The 12,740-nt window shown below is 44.3% G+C and carries 10 protein-coding genes; 7 read left to right on the forward strand and 3 right to left on the reverse strand.

The annotated features are described in order from the left end of the window. Window positions 1-10 precede the first annotated feature (10 nt). Genes AC1RM2_RS19020 through AC1RM2_RS19030 form a run of 3 tightly spaced genes read right to left on the reverse strand, consistent with a single transcriptional unit; the run spans window position 11 to window position 3,658 of the window. Entirely contained in the window at window positions 11-829 is an 819-nt protein-coding gene (locus tag AC1RM2_RS19020) for a serine acetyltransferase domain-containing protein (protein WP_492986747.1), read from the reverse strand. 8 nt (window positions 830-837) lie between these two features. After that, window positions 838-2,754 carry a family 2A encapsulin nanocompartment cargo protein cysteine desulfurase gene (locus AC1RM2_RS19025; protein ID WP_492986748.1) on the reverse strand — a complete coding sequence of 639 codons (1,917 nt, stop codon included), beginning with the start codon at window positions 2,752-2,754 and terminating at the stop codon, window positions 838-840. Next, entirely contained in the window at window positions 2,738-3,658 is a 921-nt protein-coding gene (locus tag AC1RM2_RS19030; RefSeq protein ID WP_147053594.1) for a family 2A encapsulin nanocompartment shell protein, read from the reverse strand. The genes AC1RM2_RS19025 and AC1RM2_RS19030 overlap by 17 nt, the downstream gene beginning before the upstream one ends. Before the next feature lie 434 nt (window positions 3,659-4,092). On the opposite strand from AC1RM2_RS19030, the gene AC1RM2_RS19035 reads away from it, so the two are divergent. The 7 genes from AC1RM2_RS19035 (at window position 4,093) to AC1RM2_RS19065 (ending at window position 11,696) form a co-directional block, all read left to right on the forward strand. Next, window positions 4,093-4,461 carry an HYC_CC_PP family protein gene (locus AC1RM2_RS19035; RefSeq protein WP_492986749.1) on the forward strand — a complete coding sequence of 123 codons (369 nt, stop codon included), beginning with the start codon at window positions 4,093-4,095 and terminating at the stop codon, window positions 4,459-4,461. Window positions 4,462-4,582: 121 nt separating this feature from the next. Further along, a complete protein-coding gene (locus AC1RM2_RS19040) occupies window positions 4,583-4,831 on the forward strand; it encodes a heavy metal-binding domain-containing protein (protein WP_492986750.1) in 249 nt (82 codons plus the stop codon). Between the two features lie 49 nt (window positions 4,832-4,880). Continuing rightward, a complete protein-coding gene (locus AC1RM2_RS19045) occupies window positions 4,881-6,155 on the forward strand; it encodes an efflux RND transporter permease subunit (protein WP_492986751.1) in 1,275 nt (424 codons plus the stop codon). Next, on the forward strand, window positions 6,152-8,044 hold the full coding sequence (locus AC1RM2_RS19050; RefSeq protein ID WP_492986752.1) for an efflux RND transporter permease subunit: 1,893 nt from the start codon (window positions 6,152-6,154) through the stop codon (window positions 8,042-8,044). The genes AC1RM2_RS19045 and AC1RM2_RS19050 overlap by 4 nt, the downstream gene beginning before the upstream one ends. Next, window positions 8,044-9,267: a TolC family protein gene (locus AC1RM2_RS19055; protein ID WP_492986753.1), complete on the forward strand. Its 1,224-nt coding sequence runs from the start codon at window positions 8,044-8,046 to the stop codon at window positions 9,265-9,267. Before AC1RM2_RS19050 ends, AC1RM2_RS19055 begins: the two co-directional genes overlap by 1 nt. Then, window positions 9,254-10,501: a heavy metal-binding domain-containing protein gene (locus AC1RM2_RS19060; RefSeq protein ID WP_492986754.1), complete on the forward strand. Its 1,248-nt coding sequence runs from the start codon at window positions 9,254-9,256 to the stop codon at window positions 10,499-10,501. Before AC1RM2_RS19055 ends, AC1RM2_RS19060 begins: the two co-directional genes overlap by 14 nt. Next, window positions 10,494-11,696, forward strand: coding sequence for an efflux RND transporter periplasmic adaptor subunit (locus AC1RM2_RS19065; RefSeq protein ID WP_492986755.1), 1,203 nt, complete (start codon window positions 10,494-10,496; stop codon window positions 11,694-11,696). The genes AC1RM2_RS19060 and AC1RM2_RS19065 overlap by 8 nt, the downstream gene beginning before the upstream one ends. Window positions 11,697-12,740: the final 1,044 nt, after the last annotated feature.

The following is a 12,740-nucleotide window of genomic DNA, read 5'->3' on the forward strand; positions in this document are numbered from 1 at the left end:
TTTAAAAAAATTATTGCAGGTTTTCTTTTACCTCAATTCGTAATTGATGGGTATTAAAAACATGCGAAAAGGGCTGGACGCTTTTTGTCAGGAACACGCTGCCTCCAATTACGCTGTTATGGCCAATTACAGTGCGGCCGCCTAAAATGGTGCTGCGGGCGTAAATAACCACGTTATCCTCAACTGTAGGGTGCCGTTTTGTTTCGGATAGTTCCTTGCTTACCTGTGCCGCCCCTAAGGTTACGCCCTGATATATGGTTACATGTTTGCCGATGATACTGGTTGCGCCTATAACTATCCCAGTGCCGTGATCGATACAAAAAGGCGTATCAATTTGTGCTTTGGGATGAATATCAACACCTGTTTTGCCATGCGCGTGCTCAGACAATATCCGGGGTAAAATGGGTATGCCCAACCGGGTAAGCTGGTGTGCAATACGGTAAACCGCTATTGCGTAGAAGCCGGGATAGGATACAATTACCTCATGCACGCTGGTGGCCGCAGGATCCTTTTCGTAGATCATGGATGCGTCCTTTCTTAGGTCCTGGTAAATTTCGTTCAGCGAATCGTAAAATGAAATAACGGCTTCCTCAATATCAATATCCTTCGGATCAAGGTAGCTTAACAGGATATTCTCCAGGTCTATCTGGTTCTTTTTTAAATGACCACCGTATATCGATAGCTTGTTGGCATGGTTATTTGGAAACAGAAACTCAAAAAGATCAGACAGCCAACCAACACAAGCTCTGATCTTTGGCGTAGCCTCCCATTCGGCTTTATGGGTTTCATAAAGCGTTTTTATAAAGCCGTCAAATTTATCGTCTTTCATGGGCCGGTTTATCTTTTAAGACTGTGGAGGGTATTTATCAGCAAATCAATTTCGGCACAGGTATTATAAAATGCCAGCGAGGGCCTAACTGTCGCTTCTACACCAAACCGCCGCAATATGGGCTGGGCACAGTGGTGACCAGAGCGTACAGCAATACCCTGCTGGTTTAAGGCCGCGCCTACTTCTTCGGTTTTGTAGCCGTCCAATACAAATGATAAAACACTGGCTTTATCGGGCGCGGTACCTATCAGGCGTATTCCTTTTACTTCTTTTAATAGCTGGGTTGCATAAACCAACAGGTAGTGCTCATATTGCGCTATCAGTGGCATACCCAAACGGGTAACATAATCAATTGCTGCACCAAGGCCCACGGCATCGGCAATATTACCGGTTCCGGCCTCAAAGCGCCCTGGGGCATCATGGTATTGGGTGTACTCAAAAGTTACATCCTTAATCATATTGCCACCGCCTTGCCACGGTTGGGTTTCATTTAACAAATCCTCTTTACCATATAGTACACCAATGCCCGTAGGCCCAAATACCTTATGGCCCGAGAAAACAAACCAATCGGCATTTAATGCCTGTACGTCAACCGGCATGTGCGATACCGACTGGGCGCCATCAACCAATACTTTAGCGCCTGCCAAATGCGCCAGGTGCACAATTTGCGCGGCCGGCGTAACTGTACCCAAAGCGTTTGATACCTGGGTAAAAGAAACCAGTTTGGTTTTTGGCCCAAGGAGTTTTACATATTCATCAATGAGTATCTGCCCGTCGTCATCAACAGGTATAACTCTGATTTTTAAACCCTTTTTGGCTGCCAGTTGCTGCCACGGAACAATATTGGCGTGGTGTTCCAGGTGGCTTACAATAATCTCATCACCGGCGTTCAAATATTGTTCGCCCCAGCTTTTGGCTACCAGGTTAATGGCTTCCGTGGCTCCGCGAACAAATATGATTTCATTGATGGAACGGGCATTTAAAAACTTCTGGACTTTTTTGCGTGCGCCTTCATAGGCATCGGTAGCCTTTGCTGCCAGTTCATGTGCTGCGCGGTGGATGTTGGAGTTTTCGTGCTCGTAAAAATAGCTAATGCGGTCAATTACCTGCCGGGGCTTTTGCGTTGTCGCGGCATTATCCAGCCATACTAATTGTTTACCATTCACCTGTTCCTGTAATATCGGGAAATCGCGCCTCACCATATTTACATCAAAGGGAGGGCTGATGATATTGCTAAGGCCTGTAGGTTTAACTTTTTCCGACCCCGGTTTAACCGCAGGCAAGCCATGATTATCAGATAAAAAATAAAAAGGGATTTCCGCAGCGGCAGGTGCACCGGTAAACGGCAAACCATTTGAAGGGCCTGAAGTACGGATTTCGCCCAATATTTTTTTCAGATCGATATCAAAGGCCTGGTCCTGCTGATAGGGCAGCTGGACCAGGCCTTCTGGTGCAGGTGAAAGTTGCTCAACCTGGAAGGTTTGTTTCAACGGTACGTCAGGTATAAGATCTGTTTTAACCAGGTAAGAGTCGTAACCAACCCCCGGTTGTGTAGGCAATTGTCCTCCAAACCCGGCAGGAGCGCTGTTTTGTACAGGCGTTGATGGTGCGGGATGGGTATTCAAATTAGGATCGGCAAAACTGGTTTGCGGATCTTTAAGATTAACGGCGTTATTTTGATTGATGGCAGATGGCGAAATACCACCGCCCCCAATTGTACTTGAAGGGGCAGATGCCGCAGGATGTTGCGTCGACGTAAATGACCCGGTATCAGCAATAGCACCCGGCAAGGGAAAAGCCTCGGGCACTTGCTGAACTGGTAATTGGTTTACAACGCCGCCCGGCCCGGATTTAAAGAACTGATTGGCCAGTTGCTCTAATTCCTGCAAGTTGGGCAAGTTATCCGTATTAATATTTGTACTCATGGTAGTTACCTAAATCAACATCCTCCAAAACAGCTATAGCATCATCAACCAATACAGCCAACGAGCAATAAAGCGAAACCAGGTATGAGGCTATGGCCTTGTTATTGATGCCCATGAACCGTACGGATAAACCCGGAGATTGCTCGCCCGGTAAGCCAGGCTGAAACAGGCCTACAACACCCTGGCGGCTCTCACCCGTGCGCAAAAGAATGATTTTTGATTTGTTATTAACGATAGGCAACTTGTCTGACGGAATAAGCGGAATTCCTCGCCACGTAATAAACTGCGAACCAAACAAAGAAACGGTTGGCGGCGGTACACCACGGCGGGTACACTCGCGACCGAAAGCGGCTATGGCCAAAGGGTGCAGCAGAAAGAAACCCGGCTCTTTCCAAACCTTGGTAATCAGTTCGTCCAGGTCGTCTGGGGTAGGGGGCCCCAGTCTTGTTTTAATTTTTTGCGATGCAGCTACGCTGCTTAACAAGCCGTATTCGGTATTATTGATGAGCTCGCTTTCCTGCCTTTCTTTTACAATCTCGATGGTGAGGCGTAACTGTTCACTTATCTGGTTGTAAGGCTTACTGTACAGGTCAGATACACGGGTGTGTACATCTAATACCGTATTTACAGCGCTTAAATTGTACTCGCGTGGATTTTCCTCATAATCAACAAATGTTGAAGGTAATTCCCGTTCATCACGATTGGAGCAGTCTACCTCTACATTGTTGGCATCTACCACCTTGTTTAAGCGATATACACCCGATTCAACAGGAATCCAGTTTAGCAGGTGTGTAAGCCAACGGGGCGTAATGGTTGATAGTTGCGGTACGGTACGGGTTGCAACGGCTAACTGCCTGGCGGCTACATCACCAAGAGCGGTTTGTTTTGGTTTTTGATCTGGCATTTTTGAATTAAAATATCGGGTATAAAAAAGTTGTTTTAATGCTATTTATCTGTAGAAATAACTGTCGAGACAATAATAGTATATTAAATCGATAGATTTAATAGTTTAATAAAAATTATTTTAAACAAGCGAGAAATATATAGGATTATTTGGTTTGTTTTGACTTTTGATACAAACAAAAAAAAACGCCGTAAATTATTCATTTACAGCGTTTTTTTTGTTTTTTTTAAATGTACTTTGCGGGGACCAAGGTACCCCATTTGAACATTTAGAAGGTATATTAAGTGTGATTCGAGAAGTCTACAGAAAGAATAATTCAGATGGATAACGGTGCAGGCTCCGCGCCTTTCATTAGAAGAGGTGTAATCAACTTTCCCCATTTTATGACATTGGTTTAAGAGAAATAAAAAATAATTTATACCTATCTTAGCTTTGTGAAACGTTCAGCACTCTTTTTATTAACGGCTATCTATCTACTATCCTGTGTGGGTATAGGTATAAACCGTTTCTATTGCTGCGGTAAACTGACCTCTGTTAAATTAACCTATGCCACGACAGATCACACCGATAAAGACAATTGCTGCAAAAATGATGTAAAGTCTTTTAAAGTAAAGGATACGCATGTTAATGCCGGTTCTTTTGCTTTGACTGATCTTTCACCGGTAATATTGCCTGAAAGCGATCACTGGGTAGCATTTATCGTCTCAACTCCAACAATTAATGCTATCTGCTATCAGGTAAATGCCCCACCGGGGAATCTTCCGATACCGATTTATACTTTAAACTGCACCTACAGGATCTAACCTGTATTTTCTTAGCCCGTACTTTCTGTACCCGGCTATACTTCCTTAGTAATCCATCTTAATTCATAATCATGTATAGGTTTTGCCTATGCTATTTATTCATTTTTTTAATTTTAATCTCATGAAAAAAGTAATGCTGATGGCTGTTGCCATCCTATTTTCTGCCGCGACCGTTTTTGCCGCAAACTCAACAAACCCCGTGTCTGACACCACCAAAGCTAAAAAAGTAAAACCGGCTAAAGTACTATACACCTGTACCATGCACCCGGAAGTGATCAGTGACAAACCCGGCAAATGCCCGAAATGCGGTATGACCCTGGTTAAAAAAGCTGATGCCAAAAAGAAACCGGCAGAAAAAATGAAAATGTAATTCATTCAGCCTTCCGCTAACCGGCGGAGGGCTGATTAACGCAATTAAGATGATTAACCAATTGATCAGCCTGTCTTTAAAAAACAGGTATCTCGTACTGCTGGCTGCTATCGGGCTTTTTGCCTGGGGTGTTTATGCAGTGCGTGAAAACCCTATCGATGCCATTCCCGACCTGTCGGAGAACCAGGTGATCGTTTTTACCGAATGGCAGGGCCGCAGCCCGCAGGTGATGGAAGACCAGGTAACTTACCCTTTGGTAAGCAACCTGCAAGGCATCCCCAAAGTTCGAGCGATCCGCGCCACTTCTATGTTCGGGATGAGCTTTATTTATATCGTATTTGAAGATAAAGCCGATGTGTATTGGGCACGAAGCCGGGTACTGGAACGGCTGAACTATGCACAGCGTTTACTGCCGCAGGGCATTACTCCAACGCTCGGGCCGGATGGTACGGGTGTCGGCCATATTCTATGGTACACACTCGATGCTAAAAGCATGGATCTGGGTGAGCAAAGGGCTTTACAGGACTGGTACGTGAAATTGGGTTTACAAACTGTTCCAGGCGTAAGTGAGGTGGCTTCTTTCGGCGGCTTTGAAAAGCAATACCAGGTGACCATCGACCCCAATAAACTTAACTATTACCATATTCCCCTCTCACAGGTGCTTAAATCCATCAAAAGCAATAACAATGATGTTGGTGGGCGCAAGTTTGAAATGAACGGCACAGGCTATATTGTCCGTGGGCTGGGCTATATCAAAAGTTTGGCTGACGTGGAAAGCATCCCGGTTGGGGTGATCAATACAATTCCGGTCAAGATCAAAGATATTGCTACCGTACAAATGGGCGGCGATGAACGCCTAGGTATTTTTGACCGAAACGGGAACGGCGAAGCTGTTGGCGGTATCGTGGTCATGCGCTATGGCGAGAATGCCGATAAAGTAATTTATGCCGTCAAAACGAAAATGACGGACATTCAAAATGGTTTCCCTGCGGGTGTAAAATTCAATATCGCTTACGACCGCAGCGAACTGATCGAAAACGCAGTTAGTTCGGTTAAACACACACTTATTGAGGAAATGATTACGGTATCTATCATCGTGATCCTGTTCTTATTGAGTTTTAAAAGCGCGTTGAGCATCATTATACAGATTCCTATCACCATAGCAGCCAGCTTCATTTTATTGAACGCCTTTGGTATATCATCCAATATCATGTCGTTAACCGGTATCGCCTTAGCCATTGGGGTGATCGTGGATAATGGCATCGTTATGGTAGAAAACTCGCACCGGAACTTATCCATTGCACAAGAAAAAGAAAAGCCATGACCACAGCAGAACGAATCAAAATTATAGAAGCATCCTGTAAACAGGTAGGCCGTGGCGTGTTCTTTTCGACACTAATCATTGTGGCTTCATTCCTGCCGGTATTCTTGCTGGAAGGCCAGGAGGGCAAATTGTTTGGGCCGCTTGCCTGGACAAAAACGTTTATACTGGCTATTGATGCGATACTGGCGGTAACACTGGCACCCGTTCTGATCTCTTTTTTTCTGAAAGGAAAATTGAGAACGGACGACCATAACCCGCTCAACCGTGGACTGGAAAGAATTTACCGGCCTGTACTCAATTGGTGCGTAACCTGGCGCAAAACCACCATCGGCATTAATATCATTGCCCTACTCGTTAGCATACCGCTATTGCTGTCTTTGGGTAGTGAATTTATGCCGCCATTAGATGAAGGAACGATCCTATTTATGCCGGTAACCCAACCGGATGTATCCAATGCCCAGGCCAAGCAGTTGTTACAGGTTCAGGATAAGATCATCAAAAGCGTACCCGAGGTAGCAAATTTGTTGGGTAAAGCAGGGCGGGCAAACACCGCGACAGACAATTCGCCGATCAGTATGACGGAAACGATTGTGTTACTCAAGCCTAAGAGCGAATGGCGGGCAGGTATCAGAAAAGAAGATATCATTAATGAACTGAATGCCAAATTGCAGATCCCTGGCGTCGTGAACGGCTGGACACAGCCGATTATTAACCGCATCAATATGCTCTCCACCGGTATCCGTACCGATGTAGGCTTAAAAGTGTACGGTCAGAACCTCGACACCATTAACGCGCTATCCACCAAAATGAAACAAGCTTTGATCGGTTTAGACGGCGTCAAAGATCTTTATGTTGATCCCATCACCGGTGGTAAATACCTGGACATACAAGTAAACAAAGATGCCATCGGAAGATATGGATTGAGTGTGGATGATGTAAACGAAATAGTGGAAAGCGCATTGGGTGGTATGAATTTGACCACGACCGTAGAAGGCAGGCAGCGTTTCAGCGTTAACGCAAGGCTGGCACAGGATTACCGTAATAATTTAGAATCTATCAAACGAACCTTGGTGCAGACTGTGAATAATGGCCCGGTACCATTATCATCGGTAGCCGATATTAAGATCAGCGATGGCCCCGCGATGATCCAATCGGAGAATGCGCTTTTGCGCGGAACGGTATTGTTTAATGTCCGTGACCGGGATCTCGGAAGTACCGTAAAGGATGCACAGGACAAATTGAATAACCTCGTTAAAACTCTGCCCAAAGGCTACTACATTGAGTGGAGCGGCCAGTATGAGAACCTCATCCGGGCGGAACATACTTTAAAAATGATTTTGCCCATTGTGCTCATCATCATCTTCGCTTGTTTATATTTTGCTTTTCATTCGATCCGGGAAGCCTTTTTTAGCCTGATCTCCATCCCATTCGCTTTGATCGGCGGGGCTTATATGGTTTATTTCTTCGGGGCGCATTTATCGGTTGCGGTGGCTGTCGGCTTTATTGCCCTTTTTGGGATTGCCGTTGAAACGGGCATCGTGATGGTGATCTACCTGAACGATGCAATGCAGCAGCTAGTGGCTTTAAAAGGAAACTCCAAAGAGACTATCACTAAGGAAGACCTGCGGTTATATGTCATGAATGGTGCGGCCAAACGCTTACGTCCAAAACTGATGACAGTTTGCGTGGCGCTATTTGGCTTAGTGCCGGTGCTTTGGGCAACCGGAACAGGCAGCGATGTGATGCAGCCTATTGTACTGCCGATGATCGGCGGGGTATTAACTTCTTCTACGCATATATTATTGGTAACACCACTTATCTTTTTAATGGTGAAAGAATACGAGCTCAGGAAGCATGGCAAATTGGAAGTATTGGAGGTAAAGGAATAATGAAAAAATATCAGATCATACTAATGGGCTTCTTATGTCTTGCAAATTTGGCGAACGCTCAACGGTTGCCGTTAGATAGCGTATTAGCCCGCGTAGCCAATAATCCGGTTTTGCTGGCTTACGATGCCAAAGGTAGCGCACAGGATGCCTACGCTACAGGTGCAAGAAGTCTGGATGCACCAAAAGTCAGTGCGGGCCAGTATCAGGTTCCGTATCAGCTTAACCCGAACGGTGGAGCCTTTATGATCCAGGCCGAGCAGATGTTCACCAATCCGGCTAAGCTAAAAGTGAAGGAAGATTATATGAAAGGCTTATCCAACGTGACCAGGGAAGATAAGAATTACCTGAAAAATCAACTGGTCGCACAGGCCAGGCAATATTATTATGAACGGGTGGTATTGGAAAAAAAACTAGTGCAATTACAAAACACGCAGAATTTGTTAGAGTATATGCTGAAAGATGCTAATATCCGCCTGACTTATGGCAAGGAAAAACTGCCTGATATTTATAAAGCCAAGGCCGACTTGTTTGAATTGGATAATACCCGTGAGCAATTGAATAACGAGATCAACCAAAAGAACATCATGCTGAATACGTTGATGAGCAGGCCGCAGCAAACAGCTTTTATTGTAGATACCACAATCTTGTTAAAAGACTACGAAACGAGCATTACTGATACCGCAATGCTGGCCGGTACGCGCAGCGATATTAAGGGAATCAACCGCAATATCGAATTACAGCAACTTAATTTACAAATGGAATACGCCAAACGTAAGCCGGATTTCGGAATACAGGCCGGACACATGCAAAGTTACGGTGGTTATGCCAATCAATATATCTTGATGGGTTCGGTTACCATCCCTATTGTCCCCTGGGCTTCTAAGGAATATAAAGCCAACTTGAAAGGTATCCGTTACGAGGTGGCAGAACTGCAGCAGAAAAAACTGGATATATTGAACCAGGCACAAGGCCAACTGGCAAGTTACAGAGCTGATATAAGCAGTAAGAAAAGGCAGTTAAGGAACTATCAGCAAAACATTATACCGGCCTTACAGAATACTTATAAGACATCCTTACAGGCTTATGAGCAAAACACCGGCGACCTGCCATCTGTCTTAGAAGGTATTAAACGCTTACAAGCGGCAAGGATGTCAGTATTGGACCGCTTACAGGAATTATTGACTTTACAGGTAGCTTATGAAAGGGAATATGAGAAGTATTAAAATCCTTACCTTATCGTTGGCTGTAATCCTCGTGATAAGCGCCTGCGAAAATAAGGAACCAGCACCGGTTACAGCCACGACCAAAAGCGAGGTGAAATACACCTGCCCGATGCACCCGCAGGTTATGGAAGACAAGCCAGGAAGTTGCCCAATCTGCGGCATGACCTTGGTAAAACGATCGGGCCAGGCCAGTGAAGGGGCAGGTATCAGCCTGAATACCGTTTTACAGCCCATTAACAGTAATGTTATTTCTGCGGTTGGCTCCATTACACCTGTGGAAAAAGTAACGGCTACCGCAATTTTAGCGGATGGTTATTTGGATTTTGATACCCGCACGTTTAATAACATCGCGTCCCGTTTCACGGGGCGCATTGAGAAGTTATATATTAAATACGCTTTCCAGGAGATACATGCCGGACAGCGCATTTTTGATATTTACAGCCCTGATCTGGCAACGGCGCAGCAGGATCTGCTCTACCTAACTAAAAACTCCGCGCAAGAAACCGAATTGATCAATGCGGCCCGTCAAAAACTGCTATTACAGGGTATGACCAACCAACAGATCAACCAACTCATTAAAACAGGTAAGCCCTTTTACAGCCTGCCTGTTTACAGTTCTTATGAGGGCCATGTGCATGATATGTCGCATAGCCAGTCTGGTGGCGATACTCCAATGCCCACTGACTTAGCCAATAATCTGCCCTTAGCCATTAAAGAAGGAATGTATGTCACCCAAGGGCAAACGCTTTTCAATGTAGTTAACCCGCATCGACTATGGGCGATCATCAAAGTTGGCCAATCACAGATAGCATCTGTAAAATTGAACCAGCCGGTTCAAATCACCTTGCCGGATATGCCCGATCGGAAGATCACCGGGAAAGTCAATTTTATCGCACCGACTTTACCCGATGGCGATAAAACCACCAGTATCCGGGTGTACCTCGATAATATGGATCATGAACTCAAAGTAAACGCTTTAGTCAAGGCAAGCATCCGAACCGGAAAGATCAATGGACTATGGATACCTCGGTCAGCCGTACTGGATATGGGTAGTACCAAAGTGGTATGGCTTAAACAGGGCGCTTCGTTTAAAGCGCACGAGGTAAATACCGGAATTACTAGCGGTATTGAAATACAGATTATCAAAGGATTGGCAGCTACCGATAGCTTGGCTGTTAATGCACAATATTTAACAGACAGCGAAAGCTTTATTAAAACTAAAGAAAATGAGTAAGCTCATCTATATGGCATTATTGTTCGCCTTGTTTGTTGCAGCCTGTAAGCAAAAGCCGCAACAAATGGCTAACCAGCCAAACAAAGCCTATTATACTTGCTCCATGCATCCGCAGGTGCATGAAGACCATGAGGGCAATTGCCCGATCTGTGCGATGAAATTGATCAAAGTAGAAATCACAGATGCCGCCAGTGTCAACACTATTACATTGAACGCTACACAAATACAATTAGCCGGGATACAAACCGATACCATCAGGGAAGAAAATACAGGGAGTGAAAAAACACTTACCGGCACAGTGACTACGAATGAAAATACGGCAACGGAGTTTAGCGCCAGGTTAACGGGGCGGGTACAGCAATTATTTATACGGTCTATCGGCGAAAAAGTAACGATAGGCCAGCCGGTTTATGCGCTTTACAGTGAAGACCTACAAGAAGCAGAAAAGGAATATCTGCTGGCCAGGCAACAGCAAAAAGTATTGCATAACCCCGATGTGGATTATAACCAGTTGATCAGCGCATCCGAAAGCAAATTGAAATTATGGGGTTTGTCCGTTTCCCAGATCAAAAGTTTAGCAGCTACGCAAAAGGTTTCTGCCACAACCATCATACTAAGTAACGTCGCGGGTACGGTAAGTGCTCTAACTGTTCACGAGGGTGATTATGTTACCGAAGGTATGACTGTGCTGAAAACGCAGGGATTGAACAACCTTTGGGTGGAAGCGCAGCTTTACGCCAGCGAAACGGGAAATTATAAAGAGAACGATTTGGTCAGTGTTTCTTTTCCTGATCTGGGAGGGGAAATCATCAAAGGCAAGATCGAATTTATTAACCCGGAACTGTCAGAAGCTTCAAAAGTTGACCTGATCAGGATCAGTATTCCCAATGCACAGGGTTTGATCAGACCGGGTATGCAAGCTTATATCGCGATAAATGGTGGAAATAACCGTTCTTTAGCCGTGCCGGCTTCGGCTATCCTGACCAATGGCAACGGCAGCATAGTTTGGGTGAAAAATACGAATGGTAGCTTTTCACCGAGAATGATCAAGACAGGGGTGGGTAATCAAAATTATGTCCCTGTTTTATCGGGCCTGAATGCCGGTGATGTGATAGTTACCATTGGTGCTTATTTACTCAACAGTGAGGCCATCTTTAAAAACGGTAGCGATCAGATGGATGGGATGAGGATGTAAGGTTTAATCAGTTCTCAGGAGGCAACAATTGCTGCAAAAGATCTAAAGGATGGCCGCAGGGATGCAATTAAGGGTGTTCAAATCCCATCATGCTTTCGATTTTTTTTGAGGTTTTATTTCAATTTTTAGAAAAGCACGCCACTTTTTTATATTGTGGTTTTCGTTGATTAGTTCGTTTTCTTTTTTTATCTAAAGTTCTGATTATCAATACTGTATAAACAGATAAAAACATGTTCAAAAAGACGCGTTTTTCTCTGTTTTGCGGAGAGGGAGGGATTCGTTTTAAGCCTAATTTTCTGCGCTTATTTGATATCTTGAATGGTTTTCAATTCGTACTCACCGAATTACTCACCACTTTTATTTATATGTATATAGCTGCAAATGCTATGTTCAAATATACGAAAAAAGGGAAAAAACAATTCTTTTTTATTCATGAAAATGTCCGTTCGAATTGAAAGGATTTACTTTAGGCCTCTCTAGCCGGAGGCAATCAATAATAGATTGACTGCCGTCCTTAAATCAGTAAATTGTCTTTTAAAAACCATTAAAGTCCCTAAAACCCGTAGGGATGTTAAACCCATTCCACGTTCTTTGATTTGAAGTAAATTTCTGGAGAAGCTTCTTTCGCGGAGTTTTATTATCGAGCTAAGTAAATCACTAAATGCCAACCATATAACACATATCAGTGTCGGATGTCGCGTTCTCAACAACCTAAGAACCTCCTATGATGAAATTTGCCGATAAGTAAGCAATTGCTCTTGAAAGAGGGTAAATAGATCACATAAAATTATATTTTACTAATAATTACTTAAAGCACGGCCATATTTTTTTTACCTTTCAAATGCAGCTCAGAAGAGGAAGCAGGCTGCCAGCAATATGATCTGCTGAACCAAGGATAAATGAGTCCGCCAAATCGGCGGACTCATTTATTATTTATCCTGTTCATGAATGGCTAAAAAAACCTTCGCCGGATTTCAATATACTTGAATGCTTTAATAATTACCAATCAATCTCCTATAAGCAGACACCGGTAACCGGGCCGCA

The sequence above is a fragment of the Mucilaginibacter sp. GW822-FHT03E02 genome (genome assembly GCF_058801545.1).